The organism is Streptomyces sp. NPDC057617 (assembly GCF_042800555.1).
Taxonomy (GTDB): Bacteria; Actinomycetota; Actinomycetes; order Streptomycetales; family Streptomycetaceae; genus Streptomyces.
Genome location: NZ_JBHVGV010000002.1, coordinates 70011 through 93368, shown reverse-complemented (window position 1 = coordinate 93368; position 23358 = coordinate 70011). Strand labels below are relative to the sequence as shown.

The 23358-nt window shown below is 69.4% G+C and carries 26 protein-coding genes; 15 read left to right on the top strand and 11 right to left on the bottom strand.

Annotation, left to right across the window (positions count from 1 at the left end; all coding sequences use genetic code 11):
* Positions 1 to 38: 38 nt before the first annotated feature.
* The 3 genes from guaB to ACFU9P_RS05875 all read right to left on the bottom strand — a co-directional run bounded on the left by guaB (position 39) and on the right by ACFU9P_RS05875 (position 3247).
* The gene (gene guaB, locus ACFU9P_RS05885; RefSeq protein ID WP_376380055.1) at positions 39 to 1541 is read right to left on the bottom strand and encodes an IMP dehydrogenase; all 1503 of its coding nucleotides are present in this window, start codon (positions 1539 to 1541) and stop codon (positions 39 to 41) included.
* Between the two features lie 186 nt (positions 1542 to 1727).
* The gene (locus tag ACFU9P_RS05880) at positions 1728 to 2303 is read right to left on the bottom strand and encodes a sigma-70 family RNA polymerase sigma factor (protein WP_376380058.1); all 576 of its coding nucleotides are present in this window, start codon (positions 2301 to 2303) and stop codon (positions 1728 to 1730) included.
* A 332-nt stretch (positions 2304 to 2635) separates the two neighbouring features.
* The gene (locus ACFU9P_RS05875; protein ID WP_003948568.1) at positions 2636 to 3247 is read right to left on the bottom strand and encodes a response regulator transcription factor; all 612 of its coding nucleotides are present in this window, start codon (positions 3245 to 3247) and stop codon (positions 2636 to 2638) included.
* 439 nt (positions 3248 to 3686) lie between these two features.
* Between ACFU9P_RS05875 and ACFU9P_RS05870 the strand changes: the two genes are divergently transcribed.
* The gene (locus ACFU9P_RS05870) at positions 3687 to 4073 is read left to right on the top strand and encodes a WhiB family transcriptional regulator (protein ID WP_376380061.1); all 387 of its coding nucleotides are present in this window, start codon (positions 3687 to 3689) and stop codon (positions 4071 to 4073) included.
* Between the two features lie 121 nt (positions 4074 to 4194).
* Here the strand turns inward: ACFU9P_RS05870 and ACFU9P_RS05865 are convergent, their stop codons facing one another.
* Positions 4195 to 5085 (bottom strand): LysR family transcriptional regulator, encoded by an 891-nt coding sequence (locus ACFU9P_RS05865; protein ID WP_384077969.1) that lies wholly within the window; start codon positions 5083 to 5085, stop codon positions 4195 to 4197.
* 158 nt (positions 5086 to 5243) lie between these two features.
* Between ACFU9P_RS05865 and ACFU9P_RS05860 the strand changes: the two genes are divergently transcribed.
* The 3 genes from ACFU9P_RS05860 (at position 5244) to ACFU9P_RS05850 (ending at position 8425) form a co-directional block, all read left to right on the top strand.
* A complete protein-coding gene (locus tag ACFU9P_RS05860; RefSeq protein ID WP_384077968.1) occupies positions 5244 to 5933 on the top strand; it encodes an MOSC domain-containing protein in 690 nt (229 codons plus the stop codon).
* A 182-nt stretch (positions 5934 to 6115) separates the two neighbouring features.
* Positions 6116 to 7630, top strand: a complete 1515-nt coding sequence (locus ACFU9P_RS05855; RefSeq protein ID WP_384077967.1) for a multicopper oxidase family protein — start codon at positions 6116 to 6118, stop codon at positions 7628 to 7630.
* A 21-nt stretch (positions 7631 to 7651) separates the two neighbouring features.
* Positions 7652 to 8425, top strand: a complete 774-nt coding sequence (locus tag ACFU9P_RS05850; protein WP_376380072.1) for an SDR family NAD(P)-dependent oxidoreductase — start codon at positions 7652 to 7654, stop codon at positions 8423 to 8425.
* A gap of 183 nt (positions 8426 to 8608) precedes the next feature.
* Here ACFU9P_RS05850 and groL read toward each other — a convergent pair whose 3' ends face one another.
* From groL to ACFU9P_RS05830, 4 genes are all read right to left on the bottom strand, one after another.
* The gene (groL, locus tag ACFU9P_RS05845; protein ID WP_376380075.1) at positions 8609 to 10234 is read right to left on the bottom strand and encodes a chaperonin GroEL; all 1626 of its coding nucleotides are present in this window, start codon (positions 10232 to 10234) and stop codon (positions 8609 to 8611) included.
* A gap of 100 nt (positions 10235 to 10334) precedes the next feature.
* Positions 10335 to 10643 carry a co-chaperone GroES gene (groES, locus tag ACFU9P_RS05840; protein WP_023539274.1) on the bottom strand — a complete coding sequence of 103 codons (309 nt, stop codon included), beginning with the start codon at positions 10641 to 10643 and terminating at the stop codon, positions 10335 to 10337.
* A gap of 282 nt (positions 10644 to 10925) precedes the next feature.
* Positions 10926 to 11327 (bottom strand): hypothetical protein, encoded by a 402-nt coding sequence (locus ACFU9P_RS05835; protein ID WP_384077966.1) that lies wholly within the window; start codon positions 11325 to 11327, stop codon positions 10926 to 10928.
* Between the two features lie 16 nt (positions 11328 to 11343).
* On the bottom strand, positions 11344 to 12231 hold the full coding sequence (locus ACFU9P_RS05830; RefSeq protein ID WP_384077965.1) for a polysaccharide deacetylase family protein: 888 nt from the start codon (positions 12229 to 12231) through the stop codon (positions 11344 to 11346).
* A gap of 371 nt (positions 12232 to 12602) precedes the next feature.
* Here ACFU9P_RS05830 and ACFU9P_RS05825 point away from each other — a divergent pair, with 371 nt between their 5' ends.
* The 7 genes from ACFU9P_RS05825 (at position 12603) to ACFU9P_RS05795 (ending at position 17902) form a co-directional block, all read left to right on the top strand.
* Complete coding sequence (locus ACFU9P_RS05825; RefSeq protein WP_384077964.1) at positions 12603 to 13886, top strand: SAM-dependent methyltransferase; 1284 nt, start codon at positions 12603 to 12605, stop codon at positions 13884 to 13886.
* A gap of 116 nt (positions 13887 to 14002) precedes the next feature.
* Positions 14003 to 14407: a WXG100 family type VII secretion target gene (locus ACFU9P_RS05820; RefSeq protein WP_384077963.1), complete on the top strand. Its 405-nt coding sequence runs from the start codon at positions 14003 to 14005 to the stop codon at positions 14405 to 14407.
* A gap of 51 nt (positions 14408 to 14458) precedes the next feature.
* Complete coding sequence (locus tag ACFU9P_RS05815; RefSeq protein ID WP_384077962.1) at positions 14459 to 14761, top strand: WXG100 family type VII secretion target; 303 nt, start codon at positions 14459 to 14461, stop codon at positions 14759 to 14761.
* Positions 14761 to 16137, top strand: a complete 1377-nt coding sequence (locus tag ACFU9P_RS05810; protein WP_384077961.1) for a hypothetical protein — start codon at positions 14761 to 14763, stop codon at positions 16135 to 16137. The genes ACFU9P_RS05815 and ACFU9P_RS05810 overlap by 1 nt, the downstream gene beginning before the upstream one ends.
* Positions 16138 to 16332: 195 nt before the next feature.
* Positions 16333 to 16911: a hypothetical protein gene (locus tag ACFU9P_RS05805; RefSeq protein WP_384077960.1), complete on the top strand. Its 579-nt coding sequence runs from the start codon at positions 16333 to 16335 to the stop codon at positions 16909 to 16911.
* Between the two features lie 24 nt (positions 16912 to 16935).
* Entirely contained in the window at positions 16936 to 17235 is a 300-nt protein-coding gene (locus ACFU9P_RS05800) for an RNase A-like domain-containing protein (RefSeq protein ID WP_384077959.1), read from the top strand.
* Between the two features lie 13 nt (positions 17236 to 17248).
* Positions 17249 to 17902: a contact-dependent growth inhibition system immunity protein gene (locus tag ACFU9P_RS05795; RefSeq protein WP_384077958.1), complete on the top strand. Its 654-nt coding sequence runs from the start codon at positions 17249 to 17251 to the stop codon at positions 17900 to 17902.
* 18 nt (positions 17903 to 17920) lie between these two features.
* Here the strand turns inward: ACFU9P_RS05795 and ACFU9P_RS05790 are convergent, their stop codons facing one another.
* Positions 17921 to 18286: a hypothetical protein gene (locus ACFU9P_RS05790; RefSeq protein WP_376380102.1), complete on the bottom strand. Its 366-nt coding sequence runs from the start codon at positions 18284 to 18286 to the stop codon at positions 17921 to 17923.
* Positions 18287 to 18405: 119 nt separating this feature from the next.
* On the bottom strand, positions 18406 to 19080 hold the full coding sequence (locus ACFU9P_RS05785) for a hypothetical protein (RefSeq protein ID WP_384077957.1): 675 nt from the start codon (positions 19078 to 19080) through the stop codon (positions 18406 to 18408).
* Between the two features lie 119 nt (positions 19081 to 19199).
* Here ACFU9P_RS05785 and ACFU9P_RS05780 point away from each other — a divergent pair, with 119 nt between their 5' ends.
* The 4 genes from ACFU9P_RS05780 (at position 19200) to helR (ending at position 23019) form a co-directional block, all read left to right on the top strand.
* Positions 19200 to 19736 carry a potassium channel family protein gene (locus ACFU9P_RS05780; RefSeq protein ID WP_384077956.1) on the top strand — a complete coding sequence of 179 codons (537 nt, stop codon included), beginning with the start codon at positions 19200 to 19202 and terminating at the stop codon, positions 19734 to 19736.
* 211 nt (positions 19737 to 19947) lie between these two features.
* Positions 19948 to 20064: a sigma factor-like helix-turn-helix DNA-binding protein gene (locus ACFU9P_RS05775; RefSeq protein WP_384078362.1), complete on the top strand. Its 117-nt coding sequence runs from the start codon at positions 19948 to 19950 to the stop codon at positions 20062 to 20064.
* Positions 20061 to 20570 carry a transmembrane transport protein gene (locus ACFU9P_RS05770; protein ID WP_384077955.1) on the top strand — a complete coding sequence of 170 codons (510 nt, stop codon included), beginning with the start codon at positions 20061 to 20063 and terminating at the stop codon, positions 20568 to 20570. Before ACFU9P_RS05775 ends, ACFU9P_RS05770 begins: the two co-directional genes overlap by 4 nt.
* Before the next feature lie 220 nt (positions 20571 to 20790).
* Positions 20791 to 23019 carry an RNA polymerase recycling motor ATPase HelR gene (gene helR / locus ACFU9P_RS05765; protein ID WP_384077954.1) on the top strand — a complete coding sequence of 743 codons (2229 nt, stop codon included), beginning with the start codon at positions 20791 to 20793 and terminating at the stop codon, positions 23017 to 23019.
* A gap of 65 nt (positions 23020 to 23084) precedes the next feature.
* Here the strand turns inward: helR and ACFU9P_RS05760 are convergent, their stop codons facing one another.
* Entirely contained in the window at positions 23085 to 23336 is a 252-nt protein-coding gene (locus tag ACFU9P_RS05760) for a hypothetical protein (protein WP_384077953.1), read from the bottom strand.
* Between the last annotated feature and the right edge of the window lie 22 nt (positions 23337 to 23358).

Below are 23358 nucleotides of genomic sequence, written 5' to 3'. Positions count from 1 at the left end.
CGCCCCTCAACGTGCGTGCGCGCTCAGTCCGTGAGCGCTCAGCTCTTGGTGTAGTTCGGCGCCTCGACCGTCATCTGGATGTCGTGCGGGTGGCTCTCCTTGAGCCCCGCCGAGGTGATCCGTACGAACCGGCCGCGCGCCTGGAGCTCGGGCACCGTACGCCCGCCGACGTAGAACATCGACTGCCGCAGCCCGCCGGTGAGCTGGTGGACGACCGCGGAGAGCGGGCCCCGGTAGGGCACCTGGCCCTCGATGCCCTCGGGCACCAGCTTCTCGTCGGAGGCCACGCCCTCCTGGAAGTAGCGGTCCTTGGAGTACGAACGCTGCTCGCCGCGGGACTGCATCGCGCCCAGCGAGCCCATCCCGCGGTACGACTTGAACTGCTTGCCGTTGATGAACAGCAGTTCACCCGGCGACTCCTCGCACCCCGCGAGCAGCGAGCCCAGCATCACCGTGTCCGCGCCCGCGACCAGCGCCTTGGCGATGTCGCCGCTGTACTGGAGGCCGCCGTCGCCGATGACCGGCACCCCGGCCTCCTTGGCGGCGAGCGAGGCCTCGTAGATCGCGGTGACCTGCGGGACGCCGATCCCGGCGACCACCCGCGTCGTACAGATCGAACCCGGGCCGACCCCGACCTTGATGCCGTCCGCGCCCGAGTCGATCAGGGCCTGGGCGCCGTCGCGGGTGGCGATATTGCCGCCGATGACATCCACCGCGGAGTTCGACTTGATCTTGGCGACCATGTCCCCGACCAGCCGGGAGTGGCCGTGCGCGGTGTCGACGACGATGAAGTCCACACCCGCCTCGATCAGCGCCTGGGCCCGTTCGTACGCGTCGCCCGCGACCCCGACGGCCGCGCCGACCAGCAGCCGCCCGTCCTTGTCCTTGGCCGCGTTCGGGTACTTCTCCGCCTTGACGAAGTCCTTGACCGTGATCAGGCCCTTGAGGACCCCGGCGTCGTCGACCAGCGGCAGCTTCTCGATCTTGTGGCGGCGCAGCAGTTCCATGGCGTCCACGCCGGAGATCCCGACCTTGCCGGTGACCAGCGGCATCGGGGTCATGACCTCGCGCACCTGGCGCGTACGGTCCGCCTCGAAGGCCATGTCACGGTTGGTGACGATGCCGAGCAGCTTGCCGCCGCGGTCGGTGACCGGGACCCCGCTGATCCGGAACTTGGCGCAGAGCCGGTCGGCGTCGATGAGCGTCGCGTCCGGGTGGACCGTGATCGGGTCGGTCACCATGCCGGACTCGGAGCGCTTCACCAGGTCCACCTGGTTGGCCTGGTCGGCGATGGAGAGATTGCGGTGCAGCACCCCGGCGCCGCCCTGCCGCGCCATGGCGATCGCCATCCGGGCCTCGGTGACCTTGTCCATCGCCGCCGACAGCAGCGGGATGTTCACCTTGACGTTCTTGGAGAGGTACGAGGAGGTGTCGATGACGTCGGGCGACATGTCGGACGCGCCCGGCAGCAGCAGCACGTCGTCGTATGTCAGCCCGAGCGTCGCGAATTTCTCGGGCACTCCGTCGACGTTAGCGGTCATGACACCTTCCCCATATGGCCTTGATCGGTGCGGATGTCCATGCTAACGGGCTTCACGCGCCTCACATTCCACGCCCGTACCGATCCGGACCCCGCCCGTACCGGACGAATCGCCGCAGAGCCGACGGCCGGACGACCGAAACCCGTCGGCCCGGCGTCCGAAACCCGCCCGGGTGGCCGCCCGGGCTCACTGCTCGGCCAGTGCCCGCAGCCTGCTCAGCGCGCGGTGCTGGGCGACCCGGACCGCGCCCGGGGACATCCCCAGCATCTGTCCCGTCTCCTCCGCGGTCAGCCCGACCGCGACCCGCAGCACCAGCAGTTCGCGCTGGTTCTCCGGAAGGTTGGCGAGGAGTTTCTTGGCCCACTCGGCGTCGCTGCTGAGCAGCGCCCGCTCCTCGGGCCCCAGTGAGTCGTCGGGGCGCTCGGGCATCTCGTCGGACGGTACGGCCGTGGACCCCGGGTGGCGCATGGCGGCCCGCTGCAGATCGGCGACCTTGTGCCCGGCGATGGCGAAGACGAATGCCTCGAAGGGTCTGCCGGTGTCGCGGTAGCGCGGCAGCGCCATCAGAACCGCGACACAGACCTCCTGCGCGAGGTCCTCCACGAAGTGCCGTGCGTCGCCGGGCAGTCTGCTCAGCCGCGTACGGCAGTAGCGGAGCGCGAGCGGATGAACACGGGCCAGCAGATCGTGCGTGGCCTGTTCGTCGCCGTCGACGGCACGGTGAACGAGCGCACCGATCACCGTGGTCTCGTCATCGCGCATCGGACCATGGTGCCTTGGCGGCTGCTGATCGGTGGCACCGCGTCCGTAGTTGTGCACCGAAGCGTTATGAGCGGGTGCGGCAGAACTCATCCCCTGCGCCCTCCCCTCGCGCTCGTCCGACTCGTCCCCGAGGAACTCCACACCTCAAGGATGCGGCATCGCGCGGGAAACGGGCGCCCACGGGCGTACGTTGTCCCGCTCCGCCCAAGGCGTGTCCCGCTCGGCCGGGGCCCCGACCGTGCCCGGATCGGCACCGGCCCTGCCCGGTTCCGCCCGGGTCCTGTCCGACCGGACGGGACCCGGCAGCGGGCGGGGAGTGCGGGTCCGCCCGCTCAGCGGACGAGGCCCCAGCGGAAGCCGAGCGCCACCGCGTGCGCGCGGTCCGAGGCGCCGAGCTTCTTGAAGAGGCGCCTGGCGTGCGTCTTGACCGTGTCCTCGGAGAGGAACAGCTCGCGGCCGATCTCCGCGTTCGACCGGCCGTGGCTCATGCCTTCGAGCACCTGGATCTCGCGCGCGGTGAGCGTGGGCGCGGCGCCCATCTCGGCGGAGCGGAGCCGGCGCGGCGCGAGCCGCCAGGTCGGGTCGGCGAGCGCCTGGGTGACGGTCGCGCGCAGTTCGGCGCGCGAGGCGTCCTTGTGCAGATAGCCGCGGGCACCGGCGGCGACCGCGAGCGCGACCCCGTCCAGGTCCTCCGCGACCGTGAGCATGATGATCCGGGCGCCGGGGTCGGCCGAGAGCAGCCGCCGGACCGTCTCGACGCCGCCCAGACCGGGCATGCGTACGTCCATCAGAATCAGGTCGGACCGGTCGGCGCCCCAGCGGCGGAGGACTTCCTCCCCGTTGGCCGCGGTCGTCACGCGCTCGACACCGGGCACGGTCGCGACCGCGCGGCGGAGCGCCTCTCGGGCAAGCGGGGAGTCGTCGCAGACGAGGACGGATGTCATGACCGTCCTCCGCAGCTAGTGCGCGTCACCTTGAGCCTCCAGGCTGGGTACATATCGTCACCTGTGCGGTTGACGGCCCTCGGACATGTGCCCGAGCGCTCGTTCTCTCAACCGCCTCGCACACTCAACGACGGTCACTCGAAAGAGTTACGGGTCGGACGGTGGAGTTCAGCACTCCCTGTGAGGGGTCGCGCACAGAGGAGAGCGACGGCGCTCTTCCCGGGTTCTCCCGGCTTCACGCAGAGCTAATGCCCCATTTAGCGGCTTTTCTTCACTTTTGCTGGTGTCTGTGGCTAGATTCGCAATGAGTCATATTTACATCTACTTGGATAGTAGATGTACGGTCGTGAGCACCGGTGCGAGTTGCGCGTCGGGGCTCGTACCCGGCGTCCACAGCGGCCCGTATCCGCCTCAGCACGGTTTCAAGGGGACATGAGCAATGGCAGATTTCTCCCGCCTTCCCGGACCGAACGCAGATCTGTGGGACTGGCAGCTCCTGGCGGCTTGTCGTGGCGTCGACAGTTCACTCTTCTTCCACCCCGAGGGCGAAAGAGGTGCCGCACGCAGCGCGCGAGAGAACTCGGCGAAAGAGGTGTGCATGCGCTGCCCGGTACGCGCGGAGTGCGCGGCGCACGCGCTGGCGGTGCGCGAACCGTACGGCGTGTGGGGCGGGCTGACCGAGGACGAGCGCGAGGAACTCATGGGCCGCGCCCGCACCCGGCTGATCACGGCGTCGGCCTCGGCTCCCTCGTCATCGGCCCCCAATTCGGCGCCCTCGTCGGCCAACGGCGGCGGCAACGGGGCCAACGGCCACTCCGAAGATTGACGGAAGCCTGACGGAATCAGCGCAGAAACGTTCCTGCAATCTCGGCTCCCGCCATCTCGGCAGCCCTCCGCACTCCTGCCGCTCCCGACCGCGAACTCCCGCTGCTCCCGCCCGCGAGGCATCAGCGCGCGGCGGCCAGGACCAGTTGATCCAATGTCGCCGCCACCGCCGGTACGGACGCCAGATCCGGCAGCGTCAGCGCGACGATCTCCCGGCGGACCGACGGCTCGACCGCGAGCGTACGGACCCCCTTCGGACGTACGGACTCCAGCGCCAGCTCGGGCAGCATCGCCACCCCCAGCCCCGCCGCGACCAGGCCGATCACGGCCGGATAGTCGTCCGTGGCGAAATCGATACGGGGTGTGAACCCCGACTCCTCGCAGGCGTCGACGAGTTGACCGCGGCAGCGCGGACAGCCCGCGATCCACGGCTCGTCCGCCAGCTCCCCGAGCCGTACCGTCCCCGCGTCCGCGAGCCGGTGCCCCTGGGGGACCACCGCGACGAGCCGGTCCACCAGCAGGGGGCGTACAACCAGGTCGTCCCACTCCCCCGCCGAGCCGCCGTACCGGAACGCCAGCGCCACATCGCAGTCGCCGTCCCGCAGCAGCGCCGCCGAGGCGGGCGGCTCGGCCTCGACGAGCGAGACCCGGGTGCCGGGGTGGGCGGCGCGCAGCGCGGCGAGCGCGGCGGGCACCAGCGTGGAGCTGCCGCTGGGGAACGACACGAGCCTGACCCGCCCCGCCCGCAGCCCCGCGATGGCCGCCATCTCCTCCTCGGCGGCGGTGAGTCCGGCGAGTATGCCCGTCGCGTGCCGTACGAGCACTTCCCCGGCCTCCGTCAGCCGGGTCTCGCGGCCGGTGCGGACGATCAGCGGGGTGCCCGCGGACGATTCGAGCGCCTTCATCTGCTGGCTGACCGCCGGCTGTGTGCAGCCCAGCTCGCGCGCCGCCGCCGAGAAGGAGCCGGTGGCGGCCACGGTGCGCAGCACACGGAGATGGCGGGCCTCGATCATTTCTCCACCATAAGCGACTCTTTGGGAAGCCGCCAGATAATGGTGAATTTGTTTGAGAAGCAGGGAGTTGAAGCAAGTTGAAGCACGGGAGTTCACGGAGTCGGCGGGGCACGGAATTTCAAAGGGCGCGTGAGAAGGCGGCGGATAGCGTGGGGTGTATGAAACTTCTGACCGTGAATGTGGGGCGGCCGAAGGCCGTCGAGTACTCCGACGCACCGGGCGGCCTCACGGGTATCGACAAGCGTCCGGCCGACGGCCCCGTACGGGTGGCGGATCCCGGTCGCAAGGGCGAGGGCGGCAGCGGGATCGTCGGGGACACGGTCTGCGATCTGCGCCACCACGGCGGCAGCGACCAAGCGGTGTACGCGTTCGCGCGGGAGGATCTCGACTTCTGGGAAAGGGAGTTGGGCCGGTCACTGCCCAATGGCGTGTTCGGCGAGAATCTCACCACCTCCGGGGTGGACATCACCGGCGCGAAGATCGGGGAGCGCTGGCGGATCGGCCCCGATGTGGTGCTGGAGGCAACAAGCGGCCGGATTCCGTGCCGTACGTTCCAGGCGTGGCTCGGCGAGCGCGGCTGGATCAAGCGCTTTACGGGCCAGGCGGTGACAGGAGCGTATCTGCGGGTCATCACTCCGGGTGAGATCCGTGCGGGCGATCCGATCGAGATCGTCCACCGGCCCGCGCACGAGGTGACGGTGTCCCTGGCCTTCCGTGCCGTCACCACCGAACGGGAGCTGCTGCCGCGCCTCCTCGCGGCCGGCGAGGCGCTCCACTCCGAGAAGCTGAAGAAGGCGCGCGAGTACGTCGAGCGGTACGGGCGGGACAGCGCGGGCGCAACGCCTTAGCAGGGCGGCGCGGGTGTGCCCCTAAGGGTTGGTGCGCATGGTGAAACGGCCCTGACCTGGGGCGGGTTGGGCGGAATACTTCATGCGTAGGGGATGCCCCTGAGAGTGACGGGCGGGGTCTCGGGGGTGCCTCGGGGGCGCCCCCGATGAAGTGGGCCCTGGCCCGCCGGGACGCTCGGATCATGTCTGGGTTCAAGCGTCTCCTCATCATTCTCGTGTCCTGCGGGATCGTCCTGACCGTGGCGGCCGGGGGTGGATTCCTCTGGGTGTACTCCGGCGCCAAGGTCTCCACGGCCGGCCGCGGCACCTTCCGTAACCAGCTCGCCGTACCGCCGCTCGCCAAGTCGACGGTCGGCGCCGACGGCACCCGGGTCTTCGATCTGCGGATGCAGGCCGGCGAGACCGAGTTCACCGCCGGTCAGAAGACCCCGACCTGGGGCTTCAACGGCAGCTATCTGGGGCCCACACTGCGCGCCCAGCGCGGTGAGAAGGTCCGGATACGGGTCAGCAACACGCTCGACGAGGCGTCGACCGTGCACTGGCACGGGATGCGGCTGCCCGCGGCGATGGACGGCGGCCCGCACCAGATGGTCGCCCCCGGAGCGACCTGGTCACCGCACTGGAAGATCGACCAGCAGGCCGCGACGCTCTGGTACCACCCGCATCCGCACGGCGAGACCGAGGACCATGTCCAGCGCGGTCTTGCCGGGATGTTCATCCTCGACGACGCGAAATCCCTCGGGCTCGGACTGCCCGACACCTACGGGGTCAACGATCTGCCGCTGATCGTCCAGGACGTGAAGTTCGACGGGGCCCGCTTCGACCACGGCCACGGGCTGCTGCAGACCGTCGGCTTCCTCGGCGACCGGACGATGGTGAACGGCACCCTCGACCCGTACCGCGTGGTCGGCGACGAACTCGTACGGCTGCGGCTCCTCAACGCCTCGTCCGCCCGCACCTATGACTTCGGCTTCGACGACGACCGGGAGTTCTCGCTCATCGCCACCGACGGCGGGCTGCTGGAGAAGGCCGCGCCCATGGACCGGATCCAGCTCTCGCCGGGCGAGCGCGCCGAGATCGTGGTACGGGTACGGCCCGGGGAGCGCACCGTACTGCGCAGCTACCCGCTCTCCATCGGCCAGGACTTCTACAACCAGCGCTTCAACGGCGGCGACGACACCTTCGACGTACTGGAACTGCGCGCCCAGAAGCACCTGCGGCACTCGCCCGCGCTGCCCGCCACCCTGGAGAAGCCCGAGATACCCGACGGTTCGGGTGCCGCGCGCGGGCGGTTCTTCAACCTCCAGGTGAGCGGGATCAACGGCAGGCCGATGAGCATGGGCCGGATCGACGACACCGTCACCCGCGGGGCCACGGAGATCTGGACCGTACGGAACACCAACGGGATGCCGCACAACTTCCATGTCCACGGGGTGCAGTTCAAGGTCCTGTCGGTGAACGGCCACGCGCCGGGACCGGCCCTGCGCGGCGCCAAGGACACCGTCTTCCTGCCGGACCGTACGACGGTGAAGCTGGCGATCCGCTTCGACGGACCGGCCGACCCGAATGCCCCGTACATGTACCACTGCCATCTGCTCTACCACGAAGACCAGGGGATGATGGGGCAGTTCGTCGTGGTCGAGAAGGGGCAGCGGGCGGGTCGTCCATCTGCCGTCCACGCACATCAGGGGCACTGATCCAGGCACTAACGTGCCCGTATGACGACTGCTTTGATTACGGGCGCGACGGCCGGGATCGGCGCGGCCTTCGCGCGCCGGCTGGCGGCGGACGGGCACAATCTCGTCCTCGTGGCGCGTGACACCGCGCGCCTGCGGGACCAGGCCACCGAGCTGCACGACCGGCACGGCATCGAGGCCGAGGTGCTGACAGCCGACCTCTCCACCGACAGCGGGATCGCGTCGGTGGAGAGGCGGCTGTCGGACCGCAGACAGCCCGTCGATCTGCTGGTCAACAACGCGGGCTTCGGCAACAAGGGCCGTTTCCTCGAAGTCTCCATGGCCGACGAGCTGACGATGCTGAAGGTGCACTGCGAGGCGGTACTGCGGCTGACCTCGGCGGGGGTGGCGGGGATGCGGGAGCGGGGCCGGGGCGGAGTCGTCAATGTGGCGTCCGTGGCCGCGTTCGTACCGCGCGGGACGTACGGCGCCTCGAAGTCCTGGGTCGTGCAGTTCACCCAGGGCGTGTCCCGGGATCTGGCGGGGACGGGGGTGCGGCTGATGGCGCTGTGCCCGGGGTTCGTACGGACCGAGTTCCATGAGCGGGCCGGCATGGGTACGGACAACATCCCGGGCTGGATGTGGCTCGACGCGGACCGGGTGGTGGAGGCGGCGCTGGCGGATCTGGCCCGCGGCAGGACGGTCTCCGTACCGGACCCGCGGTACAAGGCGCTGATGGGCGCGGTGAAACTCGCGCCCCGCGGCCTGCTGGGCGGAATCACCTCGAAGACGGGCCGCAAGTACGGGCCTCAGTAAGCGATGTGCCGGCGTGCCGGCCGGACGCGAGGCGACGCGTCGGTGTCCCGGCCGGTCGTGCCGAGGCCCGGACGCCGGGGGCCGCGCACTGGTGCGGACCGGTCGTGGGACGCGCCGAGGCCCGGCAGCCCCTGAGCGGGGTGCCGGGCCTCGGTGTGACCGTACGGTCGTACGCGCCAGGCCTCAGTGGCTGTGGCCGTGGCCGCCGTGGCCCGCCTCGGGCTCTTCCTCGGCCGGCTTCTCGACGACCAGCGTCTCGGTCGTGAGCAGCAGCGACGCGATGGACGCGGCGTTCTCCAGCGCCGAACGGGTGACCTTGACCGGGTCGATGACACCGGCCTTCACCAGGTCGACGTACTCGCCGGTCGCGGCGTTGAAGCCGTGGCCCTTGTCCTGCTCCGCCACCTTCGCGGTGATGACGTAGCCCTCAAGGCCCGCGTTCTCCGCGATCCAGCGCAGCGGCTCGACGACGGCGCGGCGGACGACCGCGACACCGGTGGCCTCGTCGCCCTCCTTGCCGAGGTTGCCCTCCAGCACCTTGGCGGCGTGCACCAGAGCGGAGCCACCACCGGAGACGATGCCCTCCTCGACCGCGGCGCGGGTCGCGGAGATGGCGTCCTCCAGACGGTGCTTCTTCTCCTTCAGCTCCACCTCGGTGGCGGCGCCGACCTTGATCACGCACACGCCGCCGGCCAGCTTCGCGAGGCGCTCCTGGAGCTTCTCGCGGTCCCAGTCGGAGTCCGTGGACTCGATCTCGGCCTTGATCTGGTTGACCCGGCCCGCGACGTCACCGGTGTTGCCGCCGCCGTCGACGATGGTCGTGTCGTCCTTGGAGATGGTGACGCGGCGGGCGGAGCCCAGCACGTCGAGACCGGCCTGGTCGAGCTTGAGGCCGACCTCCTCGGCGATGACGGTCGCGCCCGTGAGGGTGGCGATGTCGCCGAGCATGGCCTTGCGGCGGTCACCGAAGCCGGGGGCCTTCACCGCGACCGCGTTGAAGGTGCCACGGATCTTGTTGACGACGAGGGTGGAGAGCGCCTCGCCCTCGACGTCCTCGGCGATGATCAGCAGCGGCTTGGAGCCACCCGCCTGGATGACCTTCTCCAGCAGCGGCAGCAGGTCCTGGATGGAGGAGATCTTGCCCTGGTGGACGAGGATGTACGGGTCGTCGAGGACGGCCTCCATACGCTCCTGGTCGGTCACCATGTACGGCGACAGGTAGCCCTTGTCGAAGGCCATGCCCTCGGTGAAGTCCAGCTCCAGACCGAAGGTGTTGGACTCCTCGACGGTGATGACACCGTCCTTGCCGACCTTGTCCATCGCCTCGGCGATCAGCTCGCCGACCTGCTGGTCCTGCGCGGAAAGCGCGGCCACGGCGGCGATGTCGGACTTGTCGTCGATCGGACGGGCGGTCGACAGCAGCTCGTCGGAGATGGCCTTGACCGCGGCGTCGATGCCCTTCTTCAGGGCGGCCGGGGACGCGCCCGCGGCGACATTGCGCAGGCCCTCGCGGACCAGCGCCTGGGCCAGCACGGTGGCGGTGGTGGTGCCGTCACCCGCGATGTCGTTGGTCTTGGTCGCCACCTCCTTCACGAGCTGCGCGCCCAGGTTCTCGTACGGGTCGTCGATCTCTACCTCACGGGCGATCGTGACACCGTCGTTGGTGATGGTGGGGGCGCCGAACTTCTTGTCGATGACGACATTGCGGCCCTTGGGGCCGATCGTCACCTTGACCGTGTCGGCAAGCTTGTTGACGCCGCGCTCGAGGGCGCGACGGGCGTCCTCGTCGAACTTCAGGATCTTCGCCATGGGAGCTTCTCTGTCCTCTCACATGAACCGCGCCCCTGTCCGCCCGGCAATCGCAGGGCGGCCAGGGGCGCGGTTCACAAGCAAACTCGAACGTGGGTGATTACTTCTCGATGATCGCGAGCACGTCGCGAGCCGAGAGGACGAGGTACTCCTCGCCGCTGTACTTCACCTCGGTGCCGCCGTACTTGCTGTACAGAACGACATCGCCGACGGAAACGTCGAGCGGAAGCCGCTCGCCGTTCTCGAAACGGCCCGGACCGACGGCCAGGACGACGCCCTCCTGGGGCTTCTCCTTGGCGGTGTCCGGGATAACCAGGCCAGAGGCCGTGGTCTGCTCGGCGTCGAGCGGCTGGACCACAATGCGGTCCTCGAGCGGCTTGATGGCAACCTTGGTGCTGGCGGTCGTCACGATCCGACCTCCCCCTTCGGAGATCTCACGGGGTTAACTGTCTGAGGGTGGCGACAAGGTCGATCCGTCGTCGCGGGTGCCGGATCTGCCAGTCGCGCTTTGGCACTCTCCACTGGGGAGTGCCAGACCCGAGACTATGGCCGCGATTAGCACTCGGTCAAGCGGAGTGCCAATACGGCTGGGCGTGGCGGTTCGGTCTCGATACGGAAACGCCGTGACCAGGGCCTGGGTTCCGTACGACAGTACGAACAGCGCACACACCTGTGGACAACGCGGTGACGTTCAGAGATGGTCCTCCTCGTTCACGCCCGGCTGTTCCATATCCGTATCGGCGTCTGCGGCCGAATCCGTGTCGGCGCCCGCGTCTGCGTCTGCGTCTGCGTCCGACCCTTCCGTACCCGTGAGTGGCCGCTCTCCCGGGCACATCTCGCGGGGCGGGCGGGCGAGGCGTACGGCGCCGGGCCCGGACGCGCCGGATGCGCCCGGCGCCACGTGCGAGGCGTGCGGGGCTGAGGCATGCGGGCCTGAGGCATGCGGGCCGACCTTCTGTGCCGCCTTGCGGCCGAGCCGTTCGATCGGATCCACAGGATCGGACGACTGCGCGCAGCCGGCGGTGACGAGTGCGCCGGCCGCCAGCGCTCCGGCTGCGAACACCCCGGCCATCAGCCGGTGTGCGGGCCTCATCGGGACCCCTCCCGCCTCATACGTAGTCCTCCAGCTTGCCCACGGAGTACCCCTTGTCCGTGATCACCTTCATCACATGCCGGATCATGTCGGGCATGGAGCCCGGCCACTCGTCCTGCCCCCGGAAGTGGGTCAGGATGATGTCCCCGGGGTGGATGTCCTTGTCCCACTCGCGCCACTCCATGTGGTCGGGGAACGCCTCCGACGCCCAGATGGGTGCCGCCTTCACACCGCACTCCTTGGCGGCCACGAGCGTGTCGCGGTTGTAGTTGCCGAAGGGCGGCCGGAAGAGCGTGGGGCGGTGCCCGTACCGCTTCTGGAGTTTGTCCTGCTGGCCGCAGATCTCCCGCTTCTGCTCCTCGTACGACAGGCCCGGCATATAGGGGTGGTTGAGGGTGTGGTTGTTGAGCGTGACCCCCTGGTCCTGCATCTGCTTGAAGTAGCCGTAGTTGTCCTTGATGACGTAGTCGCTGAGGAAGGCGGTGTACGGGATCTTCAGCTCGCTCATCATCCGGAGCAGTTCGGGGTCCTTCTCGGAGCCGTCGTCGATGGTCAGGAAGACGACCTTGTCCTTGGTCGGGACGGTGGTGAAGATCGGCGGCAGATCCTCGCTGTTCTCGACCTCGAAGCCCTGGCGGGTGGTGATGACCGGCTTGACGCTCGGCGGTCTGGGCGCCGGCAGCGGGGTGGCGTCGAGCCCCCACTTCTTGGCGGCGATGGCGCGCGCGGCCTGGTTGCGGCGGAGATTGTCCGCGTAACCGGCGATCATCCCGGCCGGGGCCTCCTGTGCGGCGTGGCCGGGACCGCCCGGCTGGCCGGGGTGCGGGGCGCCGGGCCTGGGCACTTCGCCGGTGCCGGCGGTGCAGCCACAGCCGATCGCACCGACGAGGAGTACGGCCAGCACGGCGCGACTGCGCCTGCCGCGGAGGCGCGGCGGGCGGGTACTGGGTGCGCCGGTGGCGGTGGCCGTGCCTGCGGCTGCGGTGCGCGTACGGGTGCCCGTGCCCGTGCCCGTACCTGCGGCCGTGCCTACGGCTGCGCCCGTACTCGTGCCTGCGACTGTGCCTGCGGCTGCGCCCGTACCCCCCTGCTTGCCCCTGTCGCCTGTGCCCCGCCTGCCCCCCGTGCCGCTCCCGCCTCCCTTCGCCGTCACCCTTGTCATCATTTCTTCGTTTTGTCGTACTAGTTGCATGGTGTCGGATCCTGTCAGCGCGGGGTGCCCGCGCGCGGACGACAGCGCCGCCGGGGCGCCCACCATCGCCCGGCTGGCCCACAATGGGCCGGGTGACCGACCGCGCCTCCGCACCCCCGCACGCCGCTTCCCCGCTCAGCGCCCCCGCCTCCCTCCGCGCCGCTTCCCCACTGCTCGCGCCACTGCTCTCCGCCGAGGGCCAGGCGCTCCTCGCCGAGCTGCGCGGCCACGACCCCGCCGGGGAACTCGCCCTCGCCACCCGGCTGCGCCGCGAGCACCCGGCCGAGCTGGTCTCGGCGGCGCTGACCCAGGCGCGGCTGCGCCAGCGCGCGGTGGCGAAGTTCGGCGCGGAGGACGCGTACCGCATGTACTTCACGCCGGACGGAATCGAACAGGCCACCCGCTCCACCGTCGCCGCCCACCGGGCCGCCCGGTTCCGCGAGCTGGCCCCGGAGCACCGGATCACCGACCTCTGCTGCGGCATCGGCGGCGACGCGATCGAGCTGGCCCGCGCGGGCTTCGCCGTAACGGCCGTCGACCTCGACCCGCTGACCTGCGAAATCGCCGCCGCGAACCTGCGCACCCTGGCTCCGGCCGCTCCGCCCGCAACCGTGACGCGCGCCGATGTCACGGAGTACGACCTGACCGGCGCCCGTACCGTCTTCATCGACCCCGCCCGGCGCGGCGGCCGGGGCAGGATCTTCGATCCGGAGGCCTACTCACCGCCGCTGTCATGGGCGGTCGAGGCGGTACGACGGGCCGGCACGGGCGCGGTCAAAATCGCGCCCGGCATTCCGCACGAGCTGATCCCCGACGACTTCGAGGCCGAGTGGATCTCGGACTCCGGGGACGTCAAGGAGGCGGTGCTCTGGTACGGCCACGGCGGAACGCCCGGTGCCGTCACCCCCGGCACCCGCCGTGCCACCCTGCTCGCCCCCGGCCGCCCCACGGTGACCCTCACCGGCCGCAACCTCCCCGACCCGCCCGTCCGCGCCACCGGCCGTTTCCTCTACGAACCGGACGGCGCCGTCATCCGCGCCCACCTGGTCGCCGAAGTCGCCGAGGAACTCGACGGCGGCCTGCTGGACGCGACGATCGCGTACATCACAGCCGACGCCCCGCGCCCCACCCCGTACGCCACCGCCTACGAGATCACCGACGAACTCCCCTTCGGCCTCAAGAAACTCAAGGCCCTGCTACGCGAACGCGAAGTCGGCATCCTGACGGTGAAGAAGCGCGGCTCAGCCGTGGAACCGGAAGAACTCCGCCGCCGCCTCAAACTCAAGGGCCCGCACTCGGCAACAGTCTTCCTGACCCGCGTCGCGGGCGCCCCGACCATGCTGCTGGGGCATCCGGTGGAGGCGTGACGCCCGGCGGAGTGTCGCCGGCGAAGACATAACCCCTGTCGCATCCCCCTTGGCCGTATTGGCGATTGCAAAGGTGGGCCGGTTGCGGAACCGGCGATTGGAAAGCGGGGGCATCCATGGTGGACCGGGCGGATCTCAACGTGTCGGCGGACGATCTGACGCGTCTCTCCGGCGATCTCGACGACATGCAGCGCCATCTCGACACGCAGGTAAGGCGTATGGACGCGATCGTCGACCGTATCGAGGCGGGCTGGCAGGGCGAGGCATCCCGGGGCTACCGCGCACTGCACCGCGGCGCCGCCGAGGACGCTGTACGGATCCGGGAGATCCTCGTCGTACTCGAAGAGGCCGTACGCCTGGGACGGGACGGCTTCACCAGCCAGGAACTGGAGACGCTGCGGCGGATGCGGAGCGCCGCTTCCTCGGTCGATGTGGCGCGGGAGGCAATGGAGTTGTCGGAGGGCACGGCGCTCTCGCCGGAGATCTCCCAGGCGCCCCAGAGCCGCATCCTCGACGTCTGACTGTCCGTACAACGAGAGCCGTATCCGCCCGGAGGCAAGGGGGGAACCGATATGCCGGACGACGACTACATCAAGGTCAGCTTCTCCTCCCTGCGCGACCTCGCGGGTGAGCTGGAGGACATTCTCGGACAGCTCAACGAACGGCTGGAGACGCTCTACGACCGTACCGAGCGGGTGGTGCTGAGCTGGGAGGGCGAGGCCCGCGACGCCTTCGTGGACGAACTCGACAGGTGGGACCGCTCGATGCAGGAACTCCAGGCGGCCCAGGCCTGGCTCCACGAGGTCGTCACCACCGGCCACGCCAACTACGACGCCGCGCACCGAGCCGTACTCCGAGGCTGGGGAGCCGGCTGATGGCCGGTCCGCCGCCGTCGGGGAACGGCACAATCGATGTCAAACCCTCCGATCTGTTCAGGGTCTCGACCGGTATCGCGACCCAGCAGGGCCCGTACAACCAGGCCGCCAGGGACCTGCTGACCGACCTCGGCACGTACCCGGACGCCGGTGGGTACGGCACCGCCCCGCAGGCGTTCGCCACCGCGTACGTCAAGGTGGGCAACCGCTTCCTGGAGGTGTGGGCCAAGAGCGTGGTCAGCCTCGGGGGCGCCGCCGTCGGCTTCACCTCGACCGCCAACAACTATGCGCGGGCAGAGGCCGCCGCCCACCCCTCAGGCAAGAGGCAGGCCGTCACACAGCCGCTGCCCGCCGTCATCGACAAGGCGCCCGACTACGGCCGGGTCCCCAACCTCAAGTGGGGCGACGACGACGGCGGAGACGACATCGTCCGCTCGCTGATGGAGTGGGTACCAGGTCCTGTACAGGACATCCTGCGTCCGGTGGTGAAGCATGCCTTCCGCATGGGCAGGGTGGCGGACGTCTATCCGTATCCGCAGCAGCACTATCTGAACGCGCTGTCCCAGTCCTGGATGTCGATGACGGTCGGTCTCTCCATGACCGAGAGTTCGCTGACCGGTCTGGTGGGGTCGATCACCCAGCAGTCCAACAGCGAGTGGCATGACGCGATGCGCCACTTCTGCAGTTCGCTCTGGGGCACCACGGCCTGGGGCAGATCCACCGCGGGATACCAGTGGAAGCACGACTCCGCGTCGTCACAGACCGCCAGTCATCCTGTGATGACGGTGCTGTTCGACACCGCGCAGACAGTCAGCGATCTGCTGTACGAGTTCGCCGAGGCCGCGGTGTATCTCAACCATGAGGTGTACGAGGTCTACAAACAGGCGATTCGCGACACGCTGCCCAGTATCGACGTCAATTTCAAGGACGGCGTGGACGCCAAGGATGTCGCAGGAATCTTCAAGGGGGTCGCGAAGGGCATCATGAAGGGCGCGTCCCAGCTCGGCCAGGGAATCGTCCTCAATATGGATACGGGCAAGCTCAATTCGATCGTCGACGCCTACGACAGCCGCGTCAACGCCCTGGTGCCGAAGCTCAACGCGCTCATGGGACCACTGGACGAGGCCCATATGAGCGCTCCGGCGTACAACGCGGAGGTCGCCAGGGCGGAAGCCTTCGGTGCCCGCTCCCTCAACGAGTTCAGGCCACAGCCCAGATGGACGGATCCGGAGGACACTCCGAACGGCGTCTACCGGATCGATCTGGCATCTCATGAATACCTGCTCGGCGGCCATCACAGACTGGTTGCGGGGCCCGCCGCCTGCCCAGGACGGCGATCCGCCGAGAGCCTTCGAAAGCCGGGCACCGAACGGTGAGGAGAGCGGAAGGAGTATCACGAAGCAGCCGAATCCGGTGAACGGTTCGGGCTTCAAGAACGACGGACTGAACGCACAAGCCATTCCCGTGACTGGTGTCAGGACCGCGCTGAAATACGATTCGAGACTCGATCCACCCTTTGTAGTGATCACCTCCATGCCCTCCGCCTGAACGAAACCCGACAGGAACCACCTATGCCAGAAGCAGTGCGGGATCGCTGGGAAGCGGCCGCGTTGCGGCTGTTCGACGACACGTACTCATTCGTCGCCTCAGGCCCGAGAAGCCACGGAGAGTGGCGCGAGGATGTGCTGCCTGTCATGGCTCGCGCGGTCGGCGACCCTCGCGGCTGGGCCGTGCTGGACTGGGACGCGGAGGACGAACGACGACGGGACGATCCCTTCTACCCGTTCACCGACCCCACCGCCGCACGGCTGCGGGAGGTGTACGAGATTCCCGGCGAGGCGGCCGTAAATCTGCTGGTCGCGATGACGGACGAGTGGTTCCAGGTCTCGAACATTCCCGGCTTCGCCGAGCGTCGCCCCGGCATGCTCGCCGACGCCGAGATCCTGATCTCCCGGTACGGACCCGACGCCGCCTTCTATACGACCTCCGTCGACGCACGGGCATCCAGCGCCTCGGACTTCTCCGACGCGCCGGACTTCTCCGAGAAGGCCGGGGCCGGCCGGAGTTTCACCGCCTGCCTCATGGATCTGGGCCTGATCGCGGTGTCGGATTCCGAAGTCGGCGTCTTCTGGTCGTTCAACGCAAACTGACTCCCCTTCGACAGGCAGTTGACCATGCGAACCAGATCGGCCACCTATCCCGACCGCGAGACCGCCCAGTGGGCCACCCAGCAGGTCGTGACCTGGAATGAGCAGGTCATCCACCGTTGGCTCGCGCAGTCGACCCGGGAGCGGCTCACCATCGAGGCCGCCTGGCCGTCGCGGCCCGAGCCGGTCGGACGGGTGCTGCTCCAGGCGATGCTGCTGGCCGGGCGAGGCGCCATCGACGTACGGGCCGCCCGCGTCATCCTCAGGCGTGACAGCCGCAGCCCCCACGGCTTCACCGTCCATGCCACCTTCCCGATCCACCTCTAGAGGCAGGCCGCCCGTGTCCCTGAAGCCGCTCGAACATGACCGGAAGTACGGCGAGCTGGACGAGGTCGTCCGCGCCCATCTGGGACGCACAACCGGTGATGAGGAGGCGCTCACGGCGTATCTGCGCCACACCTGGCGCACCCGGCCCTGGGCGCTCGCCATCGCCGAGCACCAGCTCCGCGAGTACGCAGAGAATCCGCCGGGGCGGCTGCGGCTGCGGCTCGGCGAGTTCTATGCCGTACCCGACGTGGGTCTGCCGGACACGGAGATTCAGGCGTGGCTCCGAGCACTCGCCGACCGGATCAGGCAGAGCGTGGAGAACGGCGATCCACCGCCGCCTGCGACACCGCGGACACACTGGGAGTGGCACGCCCGCTTCCCCGAGCTGGCCCAGTTTCTCGGTGGATGGTTCTTCCAGGACATGGCGGACGACTTCACGGATGACGACGCGGCGATCCAGGATTATGTCGACACCACGGACCCCGGCCTCGTGGCCCGGCTCACGGGCGAGCTGTACGAGCTGCTGGCACTTCCGCTGACCGAGTCCGATTATGCCGTGGCCGTCGTCGAGCTGGGGATGGAGGTCGACCCTCCGACGCCGTACTCCCCGAGCGGCTGGCTGGCCTCCGTGGCCGCAAGGCTGGCAGGAGGGTACGAAGGCGGTTAGTACGAGGGGCTAGCGGGGCTATTCGAGGTCGGTCAGGTCGTCCGCATAGATCTGTGACAGCGGTTGCGGGCCGATGTACTGCTGGCAGTTGCACTGCCTGCGTTCGTAGTGGAGCGGCTTCTTGTTCTCGTCCCACTCCGTCGCCACCTCGACATCCTCATGGCACTTGCCCCGTTTGTCGTGCTTCGCGAGGTGGTGTGAGCAGCCGCAGACCGGCACCGGAGGCTTGTGGGCCTGCTCCAGGGCCAGGCGTTCCTTCTCCTCAAGCTTCAGGAGTTCGAGTCTGCGCTCGTGGCGGGTGCGGAGCGCGGTGCGGCCGGTGTCGGCGATCCAGCCGAAGCCGCCGACGATGAAGAAGACGAATATCCACCAAAGCCATTCCATCCGCCGCCCCTTCACCCTGAATGGCGCATGCGTTCTCCCTTCAGGATAGGACGGACACTCGCGGAACTCAGGGCAGGACGGTCACCCGGGGCACCGGCTCAGGGGCCCGGGGCATCGGCTCAGCTGTGGGCGCCTCCGCCCCAGCGTTCGGGGACCGGGCTGAGGAACCGTCCTGACCAGCTCTGATGGGCGTACGACTGGACGGCGCCCAGTACCCCGGTCGTCAGGATCGTAAGGCCGAGACCGAGCGCGTAGACCGTCTCACCCACGGTGGCCGAGCCGGGTCCCGCACCGGCGGAGGACCAGGCGGCGGCCGTCGCCCACACCCCCAGTAGGCAGAGGGCCACGGACGGCAGCAGCCACAGGACGCACCGGCGGTGGGCTCGTACGCGTACATCGGCCGCCGGGTCCCGGGCGAGGTCGGCCCAGGCCTCCAGGCGCAGCCGTACGGTACGGCCCCGCTCCAGCCAGAAGCCGAGCGCGACCCCTGCGGGTATCAGCAGGAGCGCGGCGAGGAACAGTGCCACCAGACCGGTCACCTGGCCCAGGCCGCCCTGTTCGAAACTCTGGATGGCCAGTCCGACGGCCGCCCAGCCGACCGCGCCGACCGCTCCCAGCAGCCAGAGCAGCGCCAGCCGAGTGACCGCAAGCCGCCGTACGGTCAGCGCGGCCAGGGCGGCGGCCCGGTCGGCGAGCAGTGCCTTCTGGTCGGGCCAGGTACGGAGGTGGAGGGGCGGCGGGGGCGGGGGCAGACGGGTGGCCGCGGAAACGGAAGGGCTGATCCTGCTGATCATTGGGCAGAGGGTAGCGGTGCGCAGCGCCGGGCGGCGATGAGGGTGTGCGTCGGGGGAGGCGGTGCGGCCGGCTGTGTCAGAGGCGGTGCGCCCGGCCGACCACGAGTAGCTTCGGGGCCATGCCGCCGATCTCCTTCACGTACCTGCTGAAACGGCTGCTGAGAGGCGAGCACTGGCAGCGGCTCCATGTGAAGGCCGCCATCTGGGCCACGCTGCTCCTCGTACTCGTCCTGCTGCTCGGCTCCTGGATCATCGTCCCGGTCGAGACCTCGGCGCCCCGCGCGACCATCACGTCCTTCCCCGTCGCGCTGTGGTGGTCCGTCGAGACCGCCACGACGGTCGGTTACGGGGACTTGTATCCGGTCACTCCGTGGGGACGGGTCATCGCGAGTGTGGTGATGCTCGCCGGTATCTCGGTCTTCAGCATCGTGACGGCTTCGCTGGCGACCTGGTTCGTCAGCAGCGCCATACACCGGATGCGCCGGCTCGCCCTGGCCGTCGAACACGCGGGGCGCGAGGGGAGGACGGAGGTCGCGGACGAACTGCGGGCGATGCACGAACGGTTCGACCGCTTGGAACGGCTGGTGAGCAGGCCGGGCGGGGGTGACGGCGGGTCCAGCGTGGGTGACGGGGGTGGCGGGCCCGGCGGGGGCTGATGGTGCTGTTCAGGCCGTGAACCTTTTTGGTCCTGGTGCCGACTGGCTTGGTGACGAGCGATACGGAACGGCATTGAGCGGGATCGGGGAGGTGCGGTGCGGTGGCCGGGGAAGAGCGTGGCGGGTTGCTCGGCGATGGGGCGCTGGGCGCGTTGCTGGTGGTGCGCTGCCAGCTCGGGGAGCGTGATGCCTTCAGCGAGTTGGTGCGCACCTGGCACGCGCCTGCGCGGAGGTACTCGGCGTCCCGCCCGGCACGGTCAAGAGCAGGCTCTCGCGCGCTCGTCGCCTGTTGCGGGACGTCCTTACGGAGAAGGGATACGGGGCATGAACGAGCGGAAGTACGGAAGCGGGGGCAGTCGCCACGTACCCGCCGGCTTGGAGCGGGTGCTGGCGGCTGAGGTCTCGCTGCCGTCCCGGATGAGGCATCTCGCGGTGGGGCTGGCGGGCTTGTGCGGTGCGGGGCTGATCACGGTCCTGTGGGCCACGGAGCCGGAGACACTGCCGGTGCGCACCCAGGCCGCCTTCGGCAGCCTGATCACGGTGGGCCTGGCCTGGGCGGCCTTCGCGGCCTGGGCACTCAGCAGACGCCGCCCCCTGTTCGCCCAGGACCGGGTGGTGGGCGCCTGTCTCGCCCTGGCGGCGACGGCCACAACAACAGCCGCGGGAGTCGCACTTGCTGCCGTACGAGCCACCCCGGCCGCGGCTCTGACCACAGGCCTGACGGGCGCGCTGCTGACAGCGGTGGCGGGGGTGGCACTGGTACGTGCGCGGGGAAGGCGGCGGGAACTGCTGCGGGTCAGGGGGGAGTTGGAGGGGAGGCGGGAGGTTCTGTGAGGGGAGGCGGGAGGTTCCCGCCGAGAGGTAGTCGGGGTGGGGCGGGACCGTTGCGCAACACCGGCGGCCGGACATTCCCCGCAAGGCGAAAGAGGATTCCCCACTCCCCGCCACTCTTAACCTATAGCGCACCAGGGGGCTTGCGGCAAGGCCCCCGTTGTACCGCACAATCACTGGCCGAAGCCAGAACCTGCGGAAACGGGAGATTCACGAAGTGCGTGTGCAGTCCGGAGCTGACGACGGGAACCCCCTGACCACCAGCGCGTTCGACCTCCCCGACCACCTCTCCCCCAAAGCCTCCCCAGCCCTGATCGCCGACGACGACCAGCACTTCGCAGCCATCGCGGAGAGCCTTCAGCAGGCGATCGCCGAACTGTCCGGCCGCCTCGATGCCGAGCGCAAGGCGCCCGGCGGCATGGGTCGGCAGGCGATGGACCGGGACGTGGAGATCCACCGGCTGACCGGTCGTCTGCGCGCCTTGCGGCGCTTCGGTCTGGACCTGTGTCTTGGGCACATGGTCAGCGCGGACAACCTGGAGTCGGCGGACAACCCCAAGCCCACAGACACCCCCGCCCCCATCTACGTCGGACGGCTCGGTCTCACCGACAGCACCGGTCGTCGGCTGCTGCTCGACTGGCGCTCCCCCGCGGCTGAGCCGTTCTTCGGAGCCACCCACGCCAATCCCATGGGGCTCGCAAGCCGCCGCAGATATCGCTGGACCCGCGGCCGGATCAGTGACTACTGGGACGAGGTGTTCACCGCCGACGGGCTTGAAGGGCATGCCGCACTCGACGACCAGTCCGCCTTCATCGCCAGCCTGGGCGGCAACAGGTCGGCCCGGATGCGGGACGTGCTCGGCACCATCCAGGCCGACCAGGACGCCATCATCCGCGCGGGATCCCGCGGCGCTCTCGTCGTCGACGGCGGTCCGGGTACGGGGAAGACCGTCGTCGCCCTGCACCGCTCCGCGTACCTCCTCTACTCCGACCCCCGCCTCGGTCACCGCCGGGGCGGCGTACTGTTCGTCGGTCCGCACCGGCCCTACCTCGCCTACGTCGCCGACGTCCTCCCCAGCCTCGGAGAAGAGGGCGTACAGACCTGCATCCTGCGGGACCTCGTCGCCGAGGGGGCCGGAGCGGCGATCGAGACCGACCCGGACGTGGCCCGCCTGAAGTCGTCCGCGGACATGGTGAAGGCGATCGAGAAAGCCGTCAGGTTCTACGAGGAGCCGCCCACCAAGGGGATGACGGTCACGACCCACTGGTCCGACATCTGGCTGAGCGCCGGCGACTGGGCCGTGGCATTCGAAGCGGCAGAACCCGGCACTCCGCACAACGAGGCACGCGACCAGGTCTGGGACGAACTGCTCACGATCCTCGTGGACGCGCATGACGGCGACGTCTCACCCGACCTGCTCCGCAAGTCACTGCGGCAGAACAGGGAACTGCTCACGGCCTTCAACCGCGCGTGGCCGCTGCTCGAAGCGGCCGACCTCGTCGGAGACCTCTGGTCGGTCCCCGCCTATCTGCGGATGTGCGCTCCCTGGCTAGACCCCGACGAGGTCAGGAAGCTCCAGCGCAAGGAGGCCCCCCAGACCTGGACGGTGTCCGACCTGCCTCTCCTCGACGCCGCCCGGCAGCGGCTCGGCGACCCGGAGGCGGCCCGGCGCAAGCGCCGGAACGATGCTCTCCTCGCGGCCCAGCGCGAGCATATGGCGCGGGTCGTCGACAACCTGATCGAGGCCGTGGCCAACTCCGGCGCCGACGGTGACGACGGCGAGGGCCTGGTGACGATGTTGCGCGGCGAGGACGCCGAGGTCAGTCTGGTCGACGAGACCGTACTGGCCACCGCCGAACCCGACCTGCTCGCCGGCCCGTTCGCGCACATCGTCGTGGACGAGGCCCAGGAACTGACCGACGCGGAGTGGCAGATGCTGCTGCTCCGCTGCCCGTCCCGGAGCTTCACCATCGTCGGTGACCGCGCCCAGGCCAGGCACGGGTTCACGGAGTCGTGGCAGGAACGGCTCGAACGGATCGGGCTCGACCGGGTCATTGTGGCTTCCCTGAGCATCAACTACCGGACGCCGGAAGAAATCATGACGGAAGCCGAGCCGGTCATCCGGGCCGCGCTCCCCGACGCCAACGTACCGACCTCCATCCGCAGCGGCGGCGTCCCCGTCGTACAGGGATCTGTCTCCGATCTGGACTCGATCCTCGACGCCTGGCTCGCCGCGCACGCCGACGGGATCGCCTGCGTCATCGGCGATCCCACGTTCCGGGCGACGTCCCGCGTCCGGTCGCTGACCCCGGAGCTGTCGAAGGGGCTTGAGTTCGACCTGGTCGTCCTCATCGACCCGGAGGCGTTCGGTGAAGGCATCGAGGGAGCGGTCGACCGCTATGTCGCGATGACCCGGGCGACCCAGCAACTCGTCATCCTCACAAGCTCCTGACACCATTCGAGGGCCTCTGAACCCTCCGCCCCGCGACAGCCTCCGCCCGGCGGCAGCCCCGTCCCCTACTCCACCGCCTCGAAGCGCCAGCGGTGGACCGGGCGGGTCGTCAAGTGCGCAGGGGGGTCGGGGAGTTCGGGGGGATCGGTCTGGTACGGGGCCGGCCACCAGGTGATGATCAGGACCCGGTCCTCGGGGGCGCTGAGGAGGTCCTGGCGGAGGGGGGCGTGCGGGAGGGGCTGGGAGCGGGCCCAGGCCAGGAGCTCCGCGCCGCGGCCGGGGGCCGCCTTCGCCTCCCACATCAGGGCTACGGTCACGACTGCCTCGGCCCCATAAGCA

Coding starts and splice junctions, on each gene's coding strand:
- ACFU9P_RS05800 (WP_384077959.1), top strand. CDS start 16,936: ATGCGAACCAGATCGGCCACCTATCCCGACCGCGAGACCGCCCAGTGG.
- ACFU9P_RS05780 (WP_384077956.1), top strand. CDS start 19,200: ATGCCGCCGATCTCCTTCACGTACCTGCTGAAACGGCTGCTGAGAGGC.
- ACFU9P_RS05825 (WP_384077964.1), top strand. CDS start 12,603: ATGGGCCGGGTGACCGACCGCGCCTCCGCACCCCCGCACGCCGCTTCC.
- ACFU9P_RS05860 (WP_384077968.1), top strand. CDS start 5,244: ATGAAACTTCTGACCGTGAATGTGGGGCGGCCGAAGGCCGTCGAGTAC.
- ACFU9P_RS05835 (WP_384077966.1), bottom strand. CDS start 11,327: ATGAGGCCCGCACACCGGCTGATGGCCGGGGTGTTCGCAGCCGGAGCG.
- groL (WP_376380075.1), bottom strand. CDS start 10,234: ATGGCGAAGATCCTGAAGTTCGACGAGGACGCCCGTCGCGCCCTCGAG.
- ACFU9P_RS05880 (WP_376380058.1), bottom strand. CDS start 2,303: ATGCGCGATGACGAGACCACGGTGATCGGTGCGCTCGTTCACCGTGCC.
- ACFU9P_RS05770 (WP_384077955.1), top strand. CDS start 20,061: ATGAACGAGCGGAAGTACGGAAGCGGGGGCAGTCGCCACGTACCCGCC.
- ACFU9P_RS05855 (WP_384077967.1), top strand. CDS start 6,116: ATGTCTGGGTTCAAGCGTCTCCTCATCATTCTCGTGTCCTGCGGGATC.
- ACFU9P_RS05870 (WP_376380061.1), top strand. CDS start 3,687: ATGGCAGATTTCTCCCGCCTTCCCGGACCGAACGCAGATCTGTGGGAC.
- ACFU9P_RS05865 (WP_384077969.1), bottom strand. CDS start 5,085: ATGATCGAGGCCCGCCATCTCCGTGTGCTGCGCACCGTGGCCGCCACC.
- ACFU9P_RS05815 (WP_384077962.1), top strand. CDS start 14,459: ATGCCGGACGACGACTACATCAAGGTCAGCTTCTCCTCCCTGCGCGAC.
- ACFU9P_RS05820 (WP_384077963.1), top strand. CDS start 14,003: ATGGTGGACCGGGCGGATCTCAACGTGTCGGCGGACGATCTGACGCGT.
- ACFU9P_RS05850 (WP_376380072.1), top strand. CDS start 7,652: ATGACGACTGCTTTGATTACGGGCGCGACGGCCGGGATCGGCGCGGCC.
- ACFU9P_RS05810 (WP_384077961.1), top strand. CDS start 14,761: ATGGCCGGTCCGCCGCCGTCGGGGAACGGCACAATCGATGTCAAACCC.
- ACFU9P_RS05805 (WP_384077960.1), top strand. CDS start 16,333: ATGCCAGAAGCAGTGCGGGATCGCTGGGAAGCGGCCGCGTTGCGGCTG.
- ACFU9P_RS05790 (WP_376380102.1), bottom strand. CDS start 18,286: ATGGAATGGCTTTGGTGGATATTCGTCTTCTTCATCGTCGGCGGCTTC.
- ACFU9P_RS05785 (WP_384077957.1), bottom strand. CDS start 19,080: ATGATCAGCAGGATCAGCCCTTCCGTTTCCGCGGCCACCCGTCTGCCC.
- ACFU9P_RS05875 (WP_003948568.1), bottom strand. CDS start 3,247: ATGACATCCGTCCTCGTCTGCGACGACTCCCCGCTTGCCCGAGAGGCG.
- guaB (WP_376380055.1), bottom strand. CDS start 1,541: ATGACCGCTAACGTCGACGGAGTGCCCGAGAAATTCGCGACGCTCGGG.